This is a genomic window from Vibrio phycocola (assembly GCF_054404255.1).
Genome location: NZ_JBTAMQ010000007.1, coordinates 275,212 through 296,837, shown reverse-complemented (window position 1 = coordinate 296,837; position 21,626 = coordinate 275,212). Strand labels below are relative to the sequence as shown.

General features: G+C 39.7%; 17 protein-coding genes. 6 read left to right on the top strand and 11 right to left on the bottom strand.

The window, feature by feature from the left end; all coding sequences use genetic code 11:
- Positions 1–182: 182 nt before the first annotated feature.
- Complete coding sequence (locus ACXJY6_RS11635; protein WP_456050409.1) at positions 183–1,430, top strand: GGDEF domain-containing protein; 1,248 nt, start codon at positions 183–185, stop codon at positions 1,428–1,430.
- Here the strand turns inward: ACXJY6_RS11635 and ACXJY6_RS11630 are convergent.
- The gene (locus ACXJY6_RS11630) at positions 1,427–1,600 is read right to left on the bottom strand and encodes a hypothetical protein (RefSeq protein WP_456050408.1); all 174 of its coding nucleotides are present in this window, start codon (positions 1,598–1,600) and stop codon (positions 1,427–1,429) included. The genes ACXJY6_RS11635 and ACXJY6_RS11630 overlap by 4 nt on opposite strands.
- 22 nt (positions 1,601–1,622) lie before the next feature.
- The gene (locus ACXJY6_RS11625) at positions 1,623–2,816 is read right to left on the bottom strand and encodes a DEAD/DEAH box helicase (protein ID WP_458768431.1); all 1,194 of its coding nucleotides are present in this window, start codon (positions 2,814–2,816) and stop codon (positions 1,623–1,625) included.
- 206 nt (positions 2,817–3,022) lie between these two features.
- Here ACXJY6_RS11625 and kdgR point away from each other — a divergent pair, with 206 nt between their 5' ends.
- Positions 3,023–3,805 carry a DNA-binding transcriptional regulator KdgR gene (gene kdgR, locus ACXJY6_RS11620; protein WP_458768430.1) on the top strand — a complete coding sequence of 261 codons (783 nt, stop codon included), beginning with the start codon at positions 3,023–3,025 and terminating at the stop codon, positions 3,803–3,805.
- 59 nt (positions 3,806–3,864) lie between these two features.
- On the top strand, positions 3,865–4,380 hold the full coding sequence (locus ACXJY6_RS11615; RefSeq protein ID WP_458768429.1) for a YgjV family protein: 516 nt from the start codon (positions 3,865–3,867) through the stop codon (positions 4,378–4,380).
- A 308-nt stretch (positions 4,381–4,688) separates the two neighbouring features.
- On the opposite strand, the gene ACXJY6_RS11610 is transcribed toward ACXJY6_RS11615, so the two are convergent.
- The 6 genes from ACXJY6_RS11610 to ACXJY6_RS11585 all read right to left on the bottom strand — a co-directional run bounded on the left by ACXJY6_RS11610 (position 4,689) and on the right by ACXJY6_RS11585 (position 12,898).
- On the bottom strand, positions 4,689–5,570 hold the full coding sequence (locus ACXJY6_RS11610; RefSeq protein WP_456050404.1) for an NAD(P)-dependent oxidoreductase: 882 nt from the start codon (positions 5,568–5,570) through the stop codon (positions 4,689–4,691).
- A 486-nt stretch (positions 5,571–6,056) separates the two neighbouring features.
- Positions 6,057–7,277, bottom strand: coding sequence for a quaternary amine ABC transporter ATP-binding protein (locus tag ACXJY6_RS11605; RefSeq protein WP_458768428.1), 1,221 nt, complete (start codon positions 7,275–7,277; stop codon positions 6,057–6,059).
- A complete protein-coding gene (locus ACXJY6_RS11600) occupies positions 7,270–8,169 on the bottom strand; it encodes an ABC transporter permease (RefSeq protein ID WP_456050402.1) in 900 nt (299 codons plus the stop codon). The genes ACXJY6_RS11605 and ACXJY6_RS11600 overlap by 8 nt, the downstream gene beginning before the upstream one ends.
- 206 nt (positions 8,170–8,375) lie before the next feature.
- Entirely contained in the window at positions 8,376–9,362 is a 987-nt protein-coding gene (locus ACXJY6_RS11595) for an ABC transporter substrate-binding protein (protein WP_456050401.1), read from the bottom strand.
- Positions 9,363–10,174: 812 nt separating this feature from the next.
- Positions 10,175–12,043: a putative nucleotidyltransferase substrate binding domain-containing protein gene (locus ACXJY6_RS11590; RefSeq protein WP_458768427.1), complete on the bottom strand. Its 1,869-nt coding sequence runs from the start codon at positions 12,041–12,043 to the stop codon at positions 10,175–10,177.
- Positions 12,044–12,166: 123 nt separating this feature from the next.
- Complete coding sequence (locus ACXJY6_RS11585) at positions 12,167–12,898, bottom strand: FadR/GntR family transcriptional regulator (RefSeq protein ID WP_456050399.1); 732 nt, start codon at positions 12,896–12,898, stop codon at positions 12,167–12,169.
- Between the two features lie 425 nt (positions 12,899–13,323).
- Here ACXJY6_RS11585 and ACXJY6_RS11580 point away from each other — a divergent pair, with 425 nt between their 5' ends.
- Complete coding sequence (locus ACXJY6_RS11580; RefSeq protein ID WP_456050398.1) at positions 13,324–14,040, top strand: FadR/GntR family transcriptional regulator; 717 nt, start codon at positions 13,324–13,326, stop codon at positions 14,038–14,040.
- A 221-nt stretch (positions 14,041–14,261) separates the two neighbouring features.
- Here ACXJY6_RS11580 and ACXJY6_RS11575 read toward each other — a convergent pair whose 3' ends face one another.
- Both ACXJY6_RS11575 and ACXJY6_RS11570 read right to left on the bottom strand, forming a co-directional pair.
- Entirely contained in the window at positions 14,262–16,412 is a 2,151-nt protein-coding gene (locus ACXJY6_RS11575; RefSeq protein WP_458768426.1) for a heparinase II/III domain-containing protein, read from the bottom strand.
- Positions 16,413–16,438: 26 nt separating this feature from the next.
- Entirely contained in the window at positions 16,439–18,619 is a 2,181-nt protein-coding gene (locus ACXJY6_RS11570) for a heparinase II/III domain-containing protein (RefSeq protein ID WP_456050396.1), read from the bottom strand.
- 362 nt (positions 18,620–18,981) lie between these two features.
- On the opposite strand from ACXJY6_RS11570, the gene kdgK reads away from it, so the two are divergent.
- On the top strand, positions 18,982–19,914 hold the full coding sequence (gene kdgK / locus ACXJY6_RS11565) for a 2-dehydro-3-deoxygluconokinase (RefSeq protein ID WP_458768425.1): 933 nt from the start codon (positions 18,982–18,984) through the stop codon (positions 19,912–19,914).
- Between the two features lie 17 nt (positions 19,915–19,931).
- A complete protein-coding gene (locus ACXJY6_RS11560; protein ID WP_456050394.1) occupies positions 19,932–20,555 on the top strand; it encodes a bifunctional 4-hydroxy-2-oxoglutarate aldolase/2-dehydro-3-deoxy-phosphogluconate aldolase in 624 nt (207 codons plus the stop codon).
- Positions 20,556–20,756: 201 nt separating this feature from the next.
- On the opposite strand, the gene ACXJY6_RS11555 is transcribed toward ACXJY6_RS11560, so the two are convergent.
- A complete protein-coding gene (locus tag ACXJY6_RS11555) occupies positions 20,757–21,512 on the bottom strand; it encodes an SDR family NAD(P)-dependent oxidoreductase (protein ID WP_456050393.1) in 756 nt (251 codons plus the stop codon).
- Positions 21,513–21,626 lie beyond the last annotated feature (114 nt).

The window sequence follows — 21,626 nt, the reverse complement described above, 5'->3', positions numbered from 1 at the left end:
TCAACAAATTGACCATTTCTTTTACAAAAATTATTCAACTTAGTGCTCTAAATCGCAAAATCAAAGACTTAGACTAAACATAAAAATTAATTTTTCCCAAAAAACTTGGAAATTTGATAATTCAAAGTATGCTTAATAAATACTATCATCTAATTAGCACGTGTTCAGCGAATTATTAACTTATGTCTAGCTTACTGCTTAGCACACCTTGGGTTCGGTTTACTTTACCACTTCTGCTCGTAGTAGCGGGGTTGTATAGTAGTCAGCATCACCTGTTAGTTGATGCTAACAATCAAGATCTGATCCAACACCTACCCTATATTTTGTTTGTTATCTCGATTTTTGTCGCCCAGATTTTCAAGCAAAGTCGCATGGGTATGTTGTCGTCGGTTATGCTAGTCAGTTACTATATTATCCAAACACGTCTTCAAGTACCTCTATCGTCGGGAACAACCTTGCTAGAGTTAACATTACTCAGCTTACTTTTACCGATTTCTATTATTCTGACGTATCTTTTCAAAAATACCGATTTGCTAAATAAAAGCTATTTCTTCTATTTACTATCCCTTGGTGCTTTTGTCCTTTGGGCAAAATTAATCGTGAGTTATGCAAAAGACACGAACTTTCTCGTCGAGCAAAGTACGCTGTTAACCGCGATACCTTCAATATCACATTTACCATTTCTATTAACTCTTTTTCTAGTCGCAATCATTGGCATTACAGCAATCTATGTATTAAACAAAAATCGAATTATCGATAGCTGTGTGTACACGACAATTCTTTTATCAAGTAGCACGTTTATTCTTTTCCATATTGATTTTATCTCTTCTATTTTGTTTAGCTTGGCTGGCGTTATGTCAATTATTTACCTCATTGTCGCAGGGCAGCAAATGGCCTTTAATGACCGTTTGACCAACCTTCCCGGTCGCCGAGCATTAGAAATAGACATGAAAAACCTTGGTCGTAACTTCTCTATCGCTATGTTAGATGTCGACCATTTTAAAAAGTTTAATGATACTTATGGTCATGATACGGGGGATGATGTACTCAAGTTAGTAGCAAGCCGAATTCAATCCGTTCGAGGAAAAGCAAAAGCGTATCGTTATGGTGGAGAAGAGTTTACGATTATATTTAAAGGTAAAGATGCACAGTCCGCACAGCCCTTTCTAAATGATTTGCGTCAAGATATCGCTGACTATGAAATGGTATTACGTAATGAGGCATCTCGTCCTAAAAACGATAAAGTTGGTGCTCTTAAACGTCGACGCAAAAATGAAGTTGAAAAAGTGAATGTAACGATAAGCATTGGGGTTAGCGACAATCAAACCAGTGGCAAGCCAAATGAAGTGTTAAAATTTGCCGACAACGCATTATATAAAGCCAAACAAGCTGGCCGTAATCGCGTTGAAATCAACCAAATCATCGCTTAATTATTTTTTGCTATTAGAGATTCGTTTTTCACATCTCTTGTAAGTTTTAACATCCAAAACTCACAGCCAGCACGCATTGGTGTTGTCGGGTTTCCCCAAGCACCGCATATAGAAACGGGCTTATCCTTTGCCCGTTCAAATTGACGACAATTGCCACATACCATTTTCATCTCTAATTCCTCATCATTACAATTAAGCGTCTTTCTCACGCTTATGTTTCGGAACATAATTAAGAATCGAAATAGGTACTTCTTTCCTTGGTTCAAAACCTTCAATAACTCGCCTCTCCAACAGGTGACCTAACCGACTTTCTATCATGCATAAGTTTTTGAAGTTATCTTTCGAAACTAAGGAGATTGCTTCACCCGAGTTACCAGCACGTCCAGTTCGACCGATACGGTGAATATATTCGTCGGCAGGATAAGGCAAATCGTAGTTAATAACACAAGGTAAGGACTCAATATCAATTCCTCGAGCCGCAACACCTGTTGCAATCAAATACTTAACCTTCCCTTGCTTAAATTCTTCCAATACACGTGTTCGTGACGCTTGATTACGTCCACTGTGTATAGCTTCCGATGTAATACCACGTTTTTCCAATTGTTGAACGAGTTTTGCAGCACCATGCTTGGTTTCAATGAAAATCAATGCTTGTGACCACTCTCCTTCATCCAATAAGTGGGCAAGCAGCGCTGATTTCTTATCTTTATCAACCGTGACCAACCACTGATTAATGGCCTCTTTAGATGCATCAAATTTCGCAAGGACTATTTCGTGAGCTTGAGATATGGCAGATTTGGCTAAATCTCGGATAGGATTAGAGAGGGTTGCTGAAAAGAGTAAAAATTGAATCTGTTCAGGTAATCGGTCAAGTACCTTATTGATATCTTCAATAAATCCCATATCGAGCATACGGTCAGCTTCATCGAGGACAAGGACTTCTACTTCTTCAAAATGAATAGCATGCTGACCATATAAATCGATTAAGCGTCCTGGAGTTGCCACCACAATGTCGACTCCATCAATCAACGCTTGTTTCTGCTCTTTATAGTCAACGCCACCATAGATGGCAAACGACTTCAAGTTACCGCCTTCTCCATAATTCGAAATACTACGATTCACTTGAATCGCTAGCTCTCGAGTAGGCGTAAGAATAATAGCTCTAACTCGCTTTTTACGTTGAGTTTGCGCGTGAGATAGCCTTTCCAAAATAGGTAAGACGAAACTGGCGGTTTTACCTGTCCCGGTTTGCGCAGCCGCGATTAGATTTTCACCTTTCAGAGCTATCGGAATCGCTTTTTTCTGAATTGGCGTCGGCTTACTATAGCCTTGCTTTTCCAATGCTGATACTAAATGCGTTGATAATTCCAATGATTTGAATGACATGTGATCTCTAACTTTTTGTTCAGGTAAATTCGCTACGCAGTGTACTCTTTTTATAACTTTACGCCTACGTAAAGATGACAGCGACGATAAACTCGTGGTAGTTTAGTGCTCACGGTTTCATAATTTTGAAATCGGTTTTTAAAAAAACTGGAATATCGGTATCCCACAGATATAATGTTGGCAACTAAAGTTATGAGTAAAGAGTGATGGAAAAATCAACCCAACCTGAAGCTGTCTCGTCAGTATTAAAAGTGTTCAATATTCTCCAAGCACTCGGCGAGCAAAAAGAGATCGGGGTTTCGGAATTATCGCAACGTCTGATGATGTCTAAGGCCACGACTTACCGCTTTTTGCAAACCATGAAATCACTTGGTTACATCGCTCAAGAAGGCGAAGCCGATAAGTATTCATTAACTCTGAAACTCTTTGAACTCGGTTCTAAATCCCTAGAGTATGTTGACCTTATTGCCATTGCTCACAAAGAAATGAACCTCATCTCTGAACAGACGATGGAAGCCCTCCACCTGGGCACTCTCGATGAAAATGCGATTATCTATATTCATAAGATCGATTCAAAATACAACTTATGCATGCAATCTCGAATCGGAAGACGCAACCCACTCTACAGTACTGCCATAGGAAAAGTATTGTTAGCAGAAAAGGATGAACCATTCATTCGAGATACATTAAAAGATATTGAATTTATTCAGCATACCGAGCGAACCATCAAAGATATCGACCAGTTACTCATAGAATTAAAGACCGTTAAGGGTAACCATTTCGCTCAAGACAATGAAGAACAAGAATCTGGCATTCGTTGTGTTGCTGCGCCAGTATATGATCGCTTTGGAACCGTGATTGCTGGTCTATCTATCTCTCTCCCGACCCTTAGGTTTAATGACGATAACTTGAGTCATTATGTCGATCTACTTCACAATGCATGCCGAAATATTTCACTGCAAATGGGATTTGATAACTATCCCGTTTAAGCGAACCTATCTCTTATCGGTCGTAATAACATTTTGTTTTTTACCTGGGAATTTAACTAATGGATATGTGGTTTGCGCAAGCGTTGGGGTTTGTGAGTTATGGCCTTGGAATGTGGGCTTTCTACCAAAAAGATGACCGCCGCCTAAAGATGATTATGTGTGTTTTTAACCTTAACCATATGATTCATTACTTGTTACTTGGTTCGACGGTATCAGCGCTTGCCTCCTTCATTTCTGCGTTAAGAACAGGAACTTCTATTTATACAAGCTCTAAATATATTGCCATCTTTTTCATCATTGTGACATTGTCACTTGGCCTATATCTGACTGAATCGTGGTGGCAAATATGGTCGGTTATGGGCGCGACAATTGGAACATTCACTGTCTTTATGTTGAAAGGGATTGCAATGAGAGTCGGATTTCTTCTCGCTTCATTTTGCTGGTTAACTAACAATATCTTAGTGGGATCGATTGGCGGAACACTGCTAGAAGCGACATTAACGGCGATGAATTTATTCACAATATACCGTTTATATCAGCAAAATAAATTATTGGCAGAAAACGCTACGATATAAAGCGTGATTAGAAAGCCTCCTAGCGACTTCTACACTCATTATTTTTCGTAATCCACTAACATCCTCTCTTTGATTCAGTTATTTCGTAAAGATTTTCATCTTTAAAGTTACAACGTCACCATGGCAATTGTATTGTTTACATACAATAATGGATTAAAGTAACTATTTGATTAAACGAATAAAATTAAAATGAAGTATGAATCTAATTATTAGAGGGAGAAGATTTCCAGCGGAGAATGAAGATAAACCTAACTGCAGTCAAACAATAACAAACAGTACTGTCTAACCACAGATAGGTTTTGATCGAATTACTTCTCTAGTTTAGTGAAGTAATCGAAAATTACAGGTACGTCATTTTGGCCAAGACCAGCATCAACACCAGCTTGTAGCGCTTTAGAAGTACCTTCAGCAATTGGAGACTCAGAACCTAAGTCTGAAACCATTTGCAGGAAGTAACCTAAATCTTTGTTTGCGTTTGCTACAGAGAAACCTAACTTCTCTTCACCATCTACAGCGTAGAATTTAGTGAACTGCATGAATGGTGAGTTAGATGGACCAGCAGACATGATGTCAAATAATTGCTGACCGTCAACACCAGCTGCTTTAGCAACTGCGAATGCTTGAGACATAGCAGTAACAGTTGTCATACCAATGAAGTTATTGATCAACTTAGTTGTATGACCAGCACCTAGTGCACCAAGATGGAATACGTTTTCACCTTGCTCTTCTAGAAGTGGTTTAACTTTATTGAAAGTTTCAATTTCACCGGCAGCCATGATGTTCAATAGACCATCTTTAGCGTGTGCAGGAGTACGACCTAGAGGAGCATCGATCATACCACAGCCTTTTTCGGCAAGAGCAGCACCAATTTTTTGAGTAGAAGCAGGGATAGAAGTACCAAAGTCGATTAAAGTTGAACCTTCTTTAATACCAGCTAGAACACCTTCTTCACCGTAAACAATCTTTTCAACAACAGCAGAAGTTGTAAGACAGAATTCAACAACGTCACTCGCTGCTGCTAATTCTTTAGCTGAAGTAAATTGAGTGGCATTCCCACGAGCAAGAACAGCATCAACTGCATCTTGGCTAAGGTCCATTACGTTTACTTGGTAGCCGCGTTTCTGTAGGTTTTCAACCATATTGCCGCCCATAAGGCCAAGGCCGATGAAACCGATGACTGGTTTAGTCATGTTTAACTCCTAAATGTATTATTATATGTCCAAAGTACCCGAGTAGAATATACCTGAACACAGGTTTTCGCAATCATTGAGTGCCCTAAAATGGCACTTACGTGTGCATTATGTGACTTGATCACAAATTAATATGCGTATTTATCATGCAAATACACCTCACTATATGCGCTTCGACCCATTTAAAGTGATAAAACATTGAAAATCGGGCTAGTCATAAACTTACTAAGCGAAAGTGTTCAAGCTGGAACGACAAACAATGTTTAATGATGCTATGAGACTTTACACTTATGTATTGTATTATAATAGAAGAGTAAGTCATGCTCAGACTTGACGCTTTCCATTTATCAAATATCGACGAATAGTCGTTGCTTTTAGAACACTTATACGACTCTATATATTCAAATTTAAGCCAAAAAAAAGACGCTTCATCGCACGATGATTTTCATGCGAGAAACGCCTAGTTTTTTCAGATCAAAAGTTAGCTTACGCTATCTGCTCTGGTCTTGTTTCGGCTTCGTCAGAGTCAGAATCAGAAAGAACTTCAGCAAGTGTACTTCTGTCCAATTCACCTTTCAGATTACCGTCTTCATCAACCACGGGTAATGAATAATCGCATTCTAGCGTATCAGAAATAACACTTTCCAATAATGCATCAGGTGCAATCGTCGATACTTCTTCATAAATATCATTATCAAACGCATCAGAGCCGACTTGACGTGAGGCTTCTTCTAGCGCCTCTTGTGTAATCAGACCTTGGAAACCGGCTTTCGTTACGTGGTAACCGTAGTCATCTTTAACACGTTTCATCTGCGCTAGAGCTTCATCAATACTGTCAGTTGTGATACGAAGTGCAGGTGGCTTCATCACAGTTTCAACTGTCAATGCACGAGCTCGGTTCACATCCTTAACAAATGCTTCTACATAATCATCTGCAGGGTTAAGCAATATGTCATCGGGTGTGCCCTGCTGAACCATTTCTCCATCTTTCAGAATCGCAATTCGATCACCTAGTCGCAGTGCTTCATCGAGATCATGTGTAATGAATATAATGGTTTTATGTAGTTTCTGCTGCAATTCAATTAGCTGATCTTGCATTTCAGAGCGAATCAATGGATCCAATGCTGAGAAAGCTTCATCCATCAAAAGGATTTCAGCATCAGTACACAAAGCTCGAGCTAAACCGACACGTTGTTGCTGGCCACCGGAAAGTTGAGCTGGAAACTGCTTACCATATCCACCTAAACCTACAGTTTCTAACCACTCATTGGCTTTCTCAAGACGTTGAGACTTAGGTATGCCTTGTACTGCCAAACCATAAGCAACGTTTTCAATAACATTGCGATGAGGTAATAATCCAAAACGTTGGAATACCATCGACATTTTTTTACGTCGAAAAGTTTCTAGTTCTTTTTCATTGAGCTTCATTACATCGGTGTCTTCAACCAGAATCACACCTTCTGTTGGATCAATTAGGCGATTGAAGTGACGAATCAGCGTTGATTTACCAGAGCCAGAAAGCCCCATAATGACAAAGATTTCGCCTTTATTGATATCTAAGTTGATATCTTTCAATCCCAATGTATGACCAGTCTTTGCTAGAATATCATCCTTGCTCATACCTTCATGAACCAACGGCATATATTTCCGAGGGTTACTTCCAAACAGCTTATAAAGCCCTTTAATTTGAATAAGTGGCTTAGTCATGTTGGTTTCCTCCCAAATGAGCTTGGGTACGTTTAGCATACGCTTGTGACGTTCGATCAAAAATAATAGCTAAAACCACAATAGCCAAACCATTTAAAAGTCCGAGAGTAAAGTATTGGTTAGTAATAGACTTCAGAACGGGTTGCCCTAACCCTTTTACTCCGATCATCGAAGCAATAACGACCATAGACAAAGCCATCATAATCGTTTGGTTGATACCCGCCATGATATTTGGCATTGCTAGAGGCAATTGAACGCCAAGTAGTCTTTGTGTCGGACTCGCACCAAATGCTGTAGCCGCTTCCAATACCTCTCGGTCTACAAGTCGAATACCAAGGTTAGTCAAACGAATTACAGGTGGTATGGCATAAATAACTACCGCAATTAAACCAGGGATTTTACCGATTCCAAGCAACATTACGACCGGGATAAGGTAAACAAAGGCTGGCATCGTTTGCATTAAATCAAGAACAGGTGTGATTAACGAACGCATTCTGTCAGAACGAGCCATCACAATACCAATAGGAATACCAAAAACGATCGCCATCAAAGTACTGACGGTAATAATACTCATGGTTCTCATCGTGTCTTCCCACATACCGAAGTAACCTATCAGCATTAAGGAAACCACCACACCCACACATAATTTCCATGAGCGACTTGCCAAATATACAAGACCGGTGACACAAGCAATGACTAACCACCAAGGTGAACTAAGCAACAGTTTCTCGAACCAAATCAAAAAACTTAACATAGGGTCAAAAATTGATTCAATCGCTTCTCCATACTCTCTAGAAAAGCTACGATAAGCTCCATCTAGAGTCTTACGGATTGTGATCAAATCAGAGCGATCCATCTCCGGAATCTGACTTAACCAGGACGCATCCGCCATAATAAATTACCTCTTTTAATTTACTTTATGATCATCGTTTTATAACCAAAACAATGATTTTTCAGAACTTTTATGTAGCTAGAATAATTAACTTAAGATCTTCACTGTTTAATACAATGAAAAACTCAATAAAAATCAAATCGAATAAACTAAGAAATTGATGACAGCAATGAAATAGGCCAGCAAATGCTGGCCATTCTTATCATCTATAGCGCTGCTGCGACTTTATCAGCAACTTCTGGTGCCAACCATGGGCGCCAGATTTCTGGGAATTCAGAAAGGAAGTGTTCCATTGCGACTTCGCCATCAGCTTGGTTGTCTTCCATCCAAGCTAAAAGACTGTTCATTTGTGGGTTTGTAAATGAACGCTTATTTAGGTAATCCATAATCATTGGATCTCTAACAGCAAATGACTCAGTTACAACAGTGCTAACGATCGAAGGTGGGTACATCGTCACTTTAGGTGACTCACAATCTATGCTTGATGTACAAGTAAGGAATTCTTCCTTATCAACACCCGTGCCGAAATCGACTTTAACCATTTCATACTTACCAAGGATCGCTGTTGGTGCCCAGTAGTAACCAAACCAACCTTGACCACGTTCGTAAGCTTTAGCTATAGCACCTGCAAGACCAGCACCTGAACCTGGATCAAGAAGTTCAAAACCGGCTTCTTCCAATTTCAGCGCACCGAATAAGTTTTCTGATGAAATTTGACAGTTCCAACCAGCAGGGCAACCATAAAATGCAGAAAGCTCTGGATCTTCTGGGTGCTTAAATAGGTCGGCGTGTTTGATAACACCTTCGATAGTGCTCATCTCTGGGTATTTATCAACAAGATACTTAGGAACCCAGAAACCTTCTTCACCACCATCGCTCAGAGACTGACCAGCAAAGCGGATACGTTTATCAGCAACGCCTTGATTAAGTAAATCTGTAACCGCATTTGCCCACATTTCTGGAACTAAATCTGGTTCATTTTTTTCAATCATAGAAGTACTAGTTGGCATTGTGTCACCAGGAACCAGTTCAGCGTCGCAACCAAAGCCATTTTCTAGAATGAAGAGGTCGACATTTGCGATAAGTGTTGCAGACGTCCAGTTCATGTCTGCGATAGTCACTTTTCCACATTCCTCAGCGGCATAGGCCGACTGACTGGCTACAGCAAGTAGCGCTAAAAACTTCAATTTCATTTTCGTCTCCGTTTCTCTCATTAGATATCAAACGGAATGATCATTTGAAAACACAATTAACATCGACAAGCTACAACGGTCGCACAACAAAACCGACTGCCTATAGTTTACCTTCGTTATTAACCCACTGACGCGAATTAACGACAAAACCTGTCCAAACCACCTACTAAGTGACTTTTATGGCTTTGACTTTTCTGTTCAAACCTAATTGAACACATTGCGTTTATTCGCAACTATCCCGACAAGTCAAAGCGATGAAAATCTCTGTTTAGTTCAAATAATTACTCCATAGCACTTATTTTTAACTTTATTGAATCACTTACCTTACGTGAAATAACGAATAAGGTCAAATTCCTCGTCCCTTGCCCAATAAAAGTAAAAACATTTAAGTAACTGAAATTTAAATAAAATAACTAAAATAAAGAGCCAAATAGCTATCGTCCTAGAATATCTAAATTTAAATTATGTATCCAAATATTGCCGTAGCTTATGAGCAATAGTCCTTTAAAATGGATATGGATTAATCATTTAAACAAATAGAATGCTTCCAAATACCAATATCAAAGAACTCTTGAGTAAATTAATAATGCAAACAGTGGCAATAAAACTGCCTACACTATCGTATTTCACCATTCATGTTATTCGTTCAAAATGAAGATCCGATACTATATATGAAACAATAACATGATTAATTATCCCAATTTGGATTACACCCAAAAATGTAGGGAGTTCGCTGACATTCATCATTCCAATTATATTAGTAGCAATGATGATACTTAATCGAAACTGAAGATCGTAATCCAATAAAGTAATTAATGATTGATTGAACCAAATCGTAATTTTGCGGCATCTTGTAAATCGGCGATAATTCTAAATGCGTCTTTTAAGTGTTGTCGCTCAAAACTGCCAAAGGTATTTGGATCGATATAATTATTTGCAATCTCTCCCTGTTTCAACTGCTCTACTTGTTGGCTATAGCGAAATTGTGCAATAAATTGATATGCCCCAATAATATTTTTATAAGCATCATTACTTAAAATCCCAGCATTCATTGCTGAATGGAAACGCTCTTGAGTACTTGACGATGGACATTCAATTGCCAAGCCGTAAATACGGGCTAGATCAATAATTAGATTAATCGCATATTTTTTAATATTAAGTACTTTGCTTTGCTCTCCATTTTTTTCCAAAACAAAGCTATTAAATATTCCAAGTGGTGGGTGTGTATTTACTGCATCTCGAACTAACGCAGGTAAGAAGCTTTCATTTAGTTTAATATTTTGGTGGAGTTCATCACGCAATATCACAGTATATTCAGAGTTACCATATACCGACCTTATTTCTAAAAAAACACTTATATTTAGTAGGCACTCATATTCTGGGTTATTCACCCACTTTTTATAATACTCTTTCCAAACGGAAACGGTCTGACACCATTTAGGTGTTGCCGCCATATATTTACCACTACACAGTGGATAACCACATTGGTCAAGTCCATTAGAAACATAAGATGCTAATTGACCAAAATACACTTTATCACCTTTTGTCGCATCATCGGATAATACTAAAGCGGTGTCCTGATCCGACGTAATATTCAACTCATTCCGAGCATGAGATCCTGCTGTAATCCAGTTAAAATCGCAAGGTGGCTCACCAAAGCGGTCAATCGCCATTTGAATTAATCGACGCGTGTAAGCATCCATAATCATAGACATGACTTTACCAATAATATCCGGTGCGACTTTCCCCTCAACTAAAGCCTCAAAGATAACTTGGCGCTCAGAAGTTAATTCCGCTAATTCTGCAACACTATCGGTATACTTAATTTTTTCGATTAAGAAAATGGCCTGCATTCTGTGATTTTGTACAAGATGCGATGTTGTGAGTAACCCAATAGCATGCCCGTCTTTTACCACCGGAATATTACGAATATTGTGCTCCATCATCATAGAAGCCGCTTCCAAGATTAATGCGTCTGGACTTACAATAAATGGATTTGGAGTCATCACTGAACTAATAGGGTCAGAAAACGGTGCTTCATTGGCAATCACTCGTTTTGTCATATCTCTATCTGTAATCAAGCCGACAATTTGGTTATTTTCATAAATAACGGCGCAGGATGAGCGCTTAACGACTCGCATTTCATGAGCGACATCTTTTATCGACATATCTGAGGTAACCACTGCGATAACACTACTGGCCACTTCCCCCACTCGCTTTATAAATAAGCCTTTCTCCTTATTCGACCACACAACGTCATAGGCTGTTTTCAAACGGATTTGTGCTCGAGAGGCAAAGAATTCTGCATACTCGGGTTTACGTTCAAATAATAGAACTAAAGCAGTTTGAGGAATCAGATACAGTAGGGTGTTTTCGATTGCAATCGCAGTATAACGTCGATCTTCCGTCGTATCTCCATCTAAGAATGTGAACCCAAAGATATCATCTCGACCCAACCTTGCACGCAATTGCCCATCTAATTTTCGCTGCTCCATTGCGCCGGTTCTGACAATGTATAAATACATCTCTGAATCATCGCAAGGATCAATAATTTCACCACGGCGAAGGTAGGTGATTTTAACAATAGCGGCTAATTCCTTGATTACTTCTGGCGGTAAATTATTAAATGGCTCAACAGCAGAGATATACTGTTCGATATTGACAAGCAATGAGTCGTCCATAAACCCTCATAAATAATATTGTAATATGATAGCCAGTATATCGTAATTAATGTTTAGGGCAAAAAAAAAGCAGCTGAGTCAAACTCAACTGCTGAATATTACAAAATTTGAATTCGCGCGATATTAGCTTAGAGGAGGAAGACGATGCTTCACTTCTTGTAAATGACTTGCAGAACATTCACGTGCTTTATCAGAATTACCAGCCATGATTGCTTCATAGATATCACGATGTTCTTGTAAACATAGGCCACCATCTTGTGATGAATGAACAATGAAATTTTTGTACATCGTCATTAAAATATTACCAAAAGGAAGGTAGAAATCATTGCCAGTTGAGTTAAAGATCAAGTTATGGAATTTCATATCAACAGAAGTCCACTCATCTTGGTCAAAGCCATTAATTTTAGAATCTTCGGCAACTTCACACATTTTGTGGAAGGTTTCCGTTAGTTCAATACGTTGCTCTACAGTCGCCGATTTTGCCGCCAATGCGCAAGCTTCTGGTTCAATAGCTCGACGTAACCCTAAGAATTGATGGTAAAATTCGGCACTATCAATAATACCGTCCATCCACTCGATTAATTGTGGGTCTAAGAAATTCCAGTTAGAGCGGTGAACCACACGGGTTCCGATCTTTGGTCGAGACTCAAGCAAACATTTTGAAGTAAGCAGTTTTACTGCTTCACGTAGTGCGGTACGACTTACTCCAAACTGCTCACATAATGCCATTTCACATGGGATAATAGACCCTTGAGGCAATTTCCCAGATAAAATGCCACGTGCAATCTCGCGTGCAACTTGCACATGCAAACTTCGTTTCGAACCGCCGATTAAATTAAATTCACTGTCTTTCATAAGGTTATTATTCTTCAAATTTGATTTTTGTAATATTTAACTACATTGTACCATTATTATGCCAATCCTCCACTTATTTCGGATTAACAACTATTTATATAGGAGAAAGGCATTATCCTCGCTATATTTATTGGTAATAAATGCAGCGCTCTTACTTAGATTAGAGGTCGATCACATAATTATAGATTCTTATCAATTCACATCACTCCTTTGATTGACGAATATAGGTATTATTGTATTATTTACCTACATTTATAATTCTATTTAACATTAAATAATTATAATTTTAGTTATTTATCTCACCCTTGTGTTAATACCACGATATGCATGATACCTGTCAAGCTTTTATATATCTATATCGAGTAATTACACAATATGAGATGTTTTTGCCAGTCATTTAACGGCCTTCTTATGAGTACATAACAATGAGCGACGATACATTCTCTTTTACTCCGATGACCTATAGGCTCAATGTCTATATCGCCCAGCAAATCGCCACTCAAATTATCAATGGGCAGTTACCAGTTGGCTCTAAACTTCCCAATGAACTCGAGCTTTGTAAAACATTTGGTGTCAGTCGCACTGCGCTAAGGGAATCAATCAAGCTACTGGCTTCTAAAGGCCTCATTAGTTCCAAGCCTAAAGTTGGCACCTTTATTCAGCCTCGTAAACATTGGCAGTTTTTGGATAGGCAGTTACTTGAATGGCTAAAAGATGGTGAAGACCCACAACACTTTTTGGAACAATTTTTAGGGTTACGTAAATCAATAGAACCTGAAGCATGCGCATTTAGTGCATTGCATGCATCCGAAGAGCAACGCGAACGTTTAACGCTTCACTTTAACAGTATGGAGAGTGCAAGCAAAACTCAAGATGCGGATGCATGGACCGACGCTGACCTTAACTTTCATTGCCTCATTTTCCAATCAACGGCTAATGATTTCTTTACCCCTTTTGGTAACGTGCTCACTACGGTTTACCGTAGTTTCTTCGATCATACCTCTGTTCGTGGTCACTTCTGCATAAAAGAACATCGCGCTGTATATCAAGCAATCATGAATAAAGATGCGGATGCAGCCCGATTAGCCTCAAATATCTTATTGAAAAATAACCACGAGTTATTATCTCTCAATCCTGCTTAATGCTATATATTTTCTCGTAATAAAGTTTAAATATATCCAGATAAATTAGGAGTCTATTTCGCTTATCGAAAAATAGACTCCTAATTTATGTTATCGTGATCATGTTAATATCATCAATAAATAATTTTCTAAATAAATTGATTGATAAATAAAAGCCGAATTACTAAATTAGTAACTCGGCTTTTTATATGAAATCAATTTACAAACAATTGCTAGTTAAATTATAACTGTGCCGTTGCGCCTATCCATTGGTATTTAACACCGTCAAACTCAACACAATGTTCACCTACTGGGTTATTCTGATTCGAAATACCAAATACATATTTTTTACCCGATATTAATGTTATTTCAACCACACTACCAACGTTATTGTGGCCGATAACACTAACACTTGTTACCAACCCACGAGCATCAAGCGAAGCTTCAATAGATTCATTAAAGTAACCATGAGTTTCCAATACCGATGCGAACACATGATCTTTCGCATTCTGACGCAATATCAGAGCAGGTTCACTTCGTAGATTAAAATCAGGATCGTTTGCGCCAGTACGAGTAAAAATAACTTCGCCAGATGAGTTAGCAGGTACACTTGATACCAATGTGTAATAGCTGGAATCATGAAGCCATGTCACGAGAGAGCTATTCTCAACCGTTGCGGAACCCAAATTCCACAGATGTTGGTAACCGTTACCCTCACCGAGTGGGCGTAGCTTACTTTCCACTTTATAATCAAAGTCGGTACGAATAATTTGCCCTTTATAGTGATAAGGCAAATCGTATTGATGTTCAGCATCTGCGGTAATTCGATACACATCTATAACCAACGGTTTTTCAAACTCAGCTAATTCAGCCAATAAAACACTTCGTTGCATATCGATGCCATCGTAGTATTCCGAAACCGTACCACTCATCGCCTGAAGTGATGGGTCATCGGTCAAGAAGAAATGTTTCTGACCAAATTTCGACTCTGCCAATGCAGTATTGAAATTGTTCTGAGTTTTCTGATCAACCACCACAGTATTGTGGGCAACGGTCTGCTTACAGTAGGACTTGTTTTCAGGAATATAACGGCCACCGAATTTTGGCTCAACGTTAACCCAACGACCATATCCATAATCATGCAGCACTTCGTGGCCACGGTTAAAAACACTAAGATGTAGACCGTCATAATGACCATGATCCAAAGCAGAGTGATATTGATGATCCGATCCATGCTGACCAAACCAAATCAATGCCATCGTGTCATCATCTTTTGCATCACGGTGACGCAGAATACTCACCCCACCCTTTTCACCTTGTGGACCGTCTGTCATGAACAGACTGCCCCAACTAAATGGCTTAATTTCATCTGCTTCCTCGACGGCTTTAGACAAAGTTAAGCCTGCAGTATGCACCCATACATTCTGTTGGTGATTAGCCATACCTAATAAGGTTTCAGACTGTTCATAACGGTGATAACACACCGACGTTGCCATGATGACACCTTCATCATTAATGCTGATGGTTTTCGACGAATCATTCAACGCAGGCAAGGTGCCGTCTGGGAAAGCAGTTTTAAACACAGCATAAGAAGTTGTCTTGATCACTGAATCGTTAAATTCATAAATCTTAAGCTCTGGCTGACGACGCTCAATGGATTCTGCAAACAGGTAGATCGGGCGTAACGAAAAACGGTGATAATACGGACCTTCCATATAGTAACCGTCGGGCGAGAATAACTGATCGAGCTGCGCAAGGAAGCCACCGCTCACTTTATCCATTTTCAGCCCATATAATGCTTTATCTACCGACTCTTGGTCGTTGATAGCGTAACCACAGATACCTACTGCAGCAACAGCCCAAAGTCCATGGTTATGAACGATGTCAAAATCGTGACCATACGTAACGACAAACATTTCGATCATATGTTTAAAGAGATCATCTTCAATCTGACGTTTTTGGGACTCCTCTAGCGTATGGTAAACACAGCTATACGCGCACGAAGAGTACAGCATCCACATGTTCTCGTTCAGTGTTTGGTGAAAGAGTTTTCCTGGAGGGTTAGTATCACGACTCACATTGCTTTCAAGCGTTGGATAAACAGTTGCGTATGCCGTCAACATATCAACAATATAATCACGATATTTCTGCTCACCAGTCACCAAGAACAAACGCCCTGCGAGATCCATATGAATATAGTTTTGCTTATGGCGGTTGTGTTCATAACCACCACCTTCACCGTGCCCAGGTACCTCAATACCGACTTGAGTCATGTATGAATCGGTAGCCAAAATATCACGCGCGAGTGCTTTACCAAGTAGGCTATCTTTTCCCAATTCCTTGGCCAGCTCAGCGGCTTCATCAAAGTTCATTAACAGTGGTTGGTAACTCATTATTTATTTCTCCTGATAGCCTTAACTTATTTTGCCTGAACGTCTAGCGAATATACGCCTGTCCACTGATAATCTTTGCCGTTTGCTTTTACTAGATGATTCGTACTTTCGACGACACCTTCCTGATTACTCACCATGAACGTCACTGTCGAATCTAGAGTCTCTATCTCTACTACTGAACCCGCCTCAGAGTGAGCAATAACACGAATATCTTGAACTTTGCCACGCGCATTCACAGATTGCTCAAACTCTTCATTGAAATAACCGTGAGTCTCAAGTGCAGAAGCAAACAAAGTAGATTGGCCTTTAGCTCGTAAAATAAACGACGTTTGACTGCGTAAGTTAAAGCTAGGATCGTTCGCCCCAGTACGAGTGAAGAAAAGTTCACTCTCTGTATTTGAGTTTGTACCAAGCCACGTGTAGTAACTGTTGTTTTGTAACCAACTCACCAGTGCAGAACCCGATACTTTGCCGCTCGCTTCATTCCAAAGGTGTTCGTAGCCGTAGTCATCACCTAATGTGTCTAGTTCCTGATGCGCACTATATTCAAAATTTGTGCGAATCACTTGACCATCGAACTGATGTGAATAATCAAATTGGTGCTCGTTATCGTCTTCGACATTTAAACGATAGAGATCAAGCAGTAATGGTGCTTCTAGTTCGGCTAGCTTGAGCATAAAGACACTGCGTTGCATGCCTAAGTCATCATAATGACCATTTGCAAAAGCACTCATTCCGTTAACCGTAGCATCCTTCACTTCAAAGAAATGTGGGATTCCATGAACACTATCGGCACGCTCAACACTAAAGTAATTTTGGCAGGTTTCATCAACGGTTATCGCATTGTGAGCAATGGTCTGGCGAGCATAGGATTTGTTTTCATCTAAATAGCGGCCACCAAATTTAGGTTCAACGTTCACCCAGCGACCGAATCCGTATTCACGTAATACTTCTTGTCCACGGTTAAAATAGCTAATACCTAGGGTGTCAAAGTGACCGTGTCCCATACCATGCTGACCGTAATTCATCACTAATTGGAAAACATCTTTGCTGTCGTCTTGCATGCGGACAAAGCCTTGAGCACCTTTATCACCTTCTGGGCCTTCATTTAGCTCAACGCTTGGCCAAAATGGCATACCGATCGCTTCACCACGATCGTTTTCGGCCTGTTCCAATGCACTAGACAGTTCCAATCCACAAGCGTGCATCCAAACACGATTTTGAATCTTAGCCATCCCAAGAAGATTGTCATCAAGACCGTAATGTTTGCTGTATAAGCTTACTGCTACCTGAACACCCATATCGGTGATACCCATAGTGTGAGAAGCGTCGTTTAACGCAGGAAATTCCCCATTTGGATAGGCGGTAGCCAATAATGCTTGGACGGTATTGCCAATGACTTTATCTTTAAAGTTGTAGATATCTAACTCAGGCATGTGACGATGCAAAACTTCGGCAAACACACACAATGGTCGAATAGCAAAACGGTGGTAGTAAGGACCTTCAATATAATAGCCAGATGGAGCAAACAGTTTTGAAATTTGTGCTAAGAAACCACCTACACCCATTTCTTTTTTGCCAGCACGGTAATTATCTAGACCGAATACTGACATTTCTAAATATTCACGCTTTCCAATAGCTAAACCACACACACCCACTGCGGCAACTGCCCAGATCCCGTGATTATGAATACGATCAAAGTCATGACCATATTTTTCAGTAAACATATCCAACATTGGTTGGAAAAGGTTATTGACCACGTGTTCACGTTCGGTCACTGACATAAATGATTCTACACATGAATACGCCAAACTTGCGTATAACAACCACATATGTTCATTTAAAATTTGGTGAAATAGACGCCCTGTCGGGTTGGTGTTTTTTTGAACATGAAAATCGAACTGAAGATATTTATCAGCATACATGGCTAATAATTCTGCGACAAAACGAGCATATTTTTTATCGTTCGTCACCAAGTACATCCGACCAGCAAGATTCATATAATTATAATTTTGCTTATGACGATTATGCTCATAGCCTCCCGCTTCACCATGACCAGGTACGTCGTACTCTAAAGCCATAAACGCATCAACATCTTTCTTAATAGCCGCAATGGTTTTACCCATTAAGCTGTCACGCCCTACTTCTTTTTGCAGTTGAGCGATCTCTGCTCCATTCAGTAAAATAGCGGATATTTCATTCTTCATCTAACAAACCTCAGCGACAAAACAAATTTCAACTGAGTATAAAGTAATACAATATGGCTTGAGTTTCATCCTTCTTATGACCAAACGCAGAACTAAATCACATAAAAGATTGTTCAATAAAGCAATCAAACGCACTGAACCATGACAAAATTCGCAGTAGACGCTCCATTTTTAATCACTTTGAGTAAGATTATTTTTGACTTACATCACGAACAATTGGAACTATTGTATTACAAAATGAATTTTCAGTTATTATTGTGATAGAATCAGGGTTATCGCATGGAGCGACTGTGATTGAGTAAGATATGTTCATCACTGTCCCTATATTTTTTAAAACTATGCCCCATCAATTAGGTGATCAAATGACGACATTTAACATTGCAGTGATTGGCGAATGCATGATTGAGCTTCAACAATCTGGCGACTTTCTAACCCAGCGCTTCGGTGGTGATACTCTCAATACTGCATTGTATCTTTCCCGACTAACACAAAACACCGCAATCAAGACCAATTACATCACCGCTCTTGGTCAAGATGGTTTTAGTCAAAACATGCTCGATGCATGGTCAAAAGAAGGCATTAACACTCAACATATTTTACGCTTAGATAACAAGCAACCAGGAATGTACTACATTGAAACCGATGACACCGGAGAACGCTGTTTCTATTATTGGAGAAACGACGCCGCTGCGAAATATCTGTTTGATCAAGATGAAAGTACAAAATTAATCGAAACATTGTCTGGCTTTGATGCTGTATACCTAAGCGGTATTACCCTTGCTATTCTTACTGAAAATGGCCGAAAGCAGCTGTTTTCCGTATTAGAAAAAATTAAAGCTAACGGTGGCAAAGTTATTTTTGATAATAATTACCGCCCTAAGTTATGGACTTCACTTGAAGAAGCTCAGAAAACATACTTGCAAGCGTTATCCTTGACCGATATTGCACTACTCACGTTTGACGATGAGCAAGATCTTTACGGTGACGACAATATCGAACAATGTATTGAACGCACTCAAGGACAAGGTGTGCAAGAAATTGCCATCAAACGTGGCAGTAAAGAATGTGTAATTATTGAAGCCGACAATATTCAATACGTCCCGACTAAAGCAGTTGAAAATGTAGTCGATACAACAGCAGCTGGTGATTCATTTAGCGCGGGCTATTTAGCTCGCCGCTTAAACGGATACAGTGCGAAAGATTCTGCATTATCGGGACACAAAGTCGCAGGCACAGTGATTCAATATCAAGGTGCAATTATTCCAACTGAAGCGATGCCAGACATCGGATTATAATTTTTTAAGGACTAAATATGTCAACACTAGATCAACAACTTGCTGACTTAAAGGTAATCCCAGTAATTGCTCTCAACAAACTTGAGCATGCTCTTCCACTAGCAAAAGCGCTGATGGACAATGGCATGCCGTGTGCTGAAGTAACTTTTCGTACTGAAGCTGCAGTAGGTGCAATTAAAATTATGCGTGAAGCATACCCAGATATGCTAATCGGCGCGGGTACTGTTTTAACGCCTGAGCAAGTTGATCAAGCTATCGACGCTGGCGTTGATTTCATTGTGAGCCCTGGGCTTAATCCAACAACGGTTAAATACTGTCAGCAAAAAGATATGCCAATTGTACCTGGCGTAAATAACCCTAGCCTTGTTGAACAAGCAATGGAACTTGGTCTTAAAACCGTTAAATTCTTCCCTGCGGAACCATCAGGTGGCGTAGGTATGTTGAAAGCTCTTACCGCTGTTTATCCAGTGAAATTTATGCCTACTGGTGGTGTAAGTCTTTCAAACATCGACAACTACCTTTCTATCCCTGCTGTCTTAGCTTGTGGTGGTACTTGGATGGTACCAACCAATCTTATTGATAATGAACAGTGGGAAGAGCTTGGCGTATTGATCAAAGATGCAGTTGCGAAAGTAAGCTAATTTTCATTCTACGCTCTCCAGCTTAATAGCCCCGACATTCGTGTTGGGGCTTTTTTGTTAAACTGAAAACACTTTTCTCATGCAGTATGAGAATCTTATGCACCGCACATAAAAAAACCACCTAGCTCTATTTGGGGGAAATATGCGAACTAAGTGGCTTTGTTTTGCGAAAAATTGTTAATTCAGTTCAAACTAAAGGGATTAGATACCCAATGCTTGACCACCACCAATTTGAAGTGTTTCAGCAGTGATGAATGAAGCATCTTTACTTACAAGGAATGAGATAACAGAAGCGACCTCTTCTGGCTCGCCAAGACGACCTAACATAATGCTGTCTTTCCAAGAAGCAAAGACTTCTGGTTTAGTCGCTTTAATTTGAGCGTGGAAAGGCGTATCGATTGTACCAGGAGAAACTGCATTTACGCGAATACCAGCTGGTGCCAACTCTTTTGCTAAAGCGCGAGTTAGAGTATGGACTGCACCTTTAGAAACACCGTAAATACCAGCGCCAGGGCCACCCGCATTCCAACCTGCGTTAGACGTAAAGTTAACGATTGAGCCACCTTCCGCTTTTTTCAAGAATGGAATTGCAGCACGTGATACGAAGAATGCGCTGTCTAAATTTAGCGCCATGACAAAACGGTAGAACTCAGTCGTCATCTCTTCCATTGGGCTACGACCACCAAGACCACCAGCGTTGTTTACCACAACATCAATTTTTCCGTATTTTTCGCCGATAGCATTAATGTTTTCGGTCACAGCTTTATCGTCAGTTACATCGAAACCGTAGTATTCCGCTTCAATCCCTTCAGCACTAAGCTCAGCAATACGCTCTGCGCCTTTTTCATCTTCAATTCCGTTTAATACGACTGTGTAACCGTCTTGGCCAAGGCGCTTAGCGACTTGGAAGCCAATTCCACCAGTAGCACCAGAAATAAATGCAACTTTATTACTCATTTTCTTACTCTCTTTTGGTTAGTTAGCCTCTACTAAGAAGTAAAAGCGATACTCTTAGCTCTCACATCTAATAGTATTGTATTATAATAGCATAATAAATAAAACCATTTAGCA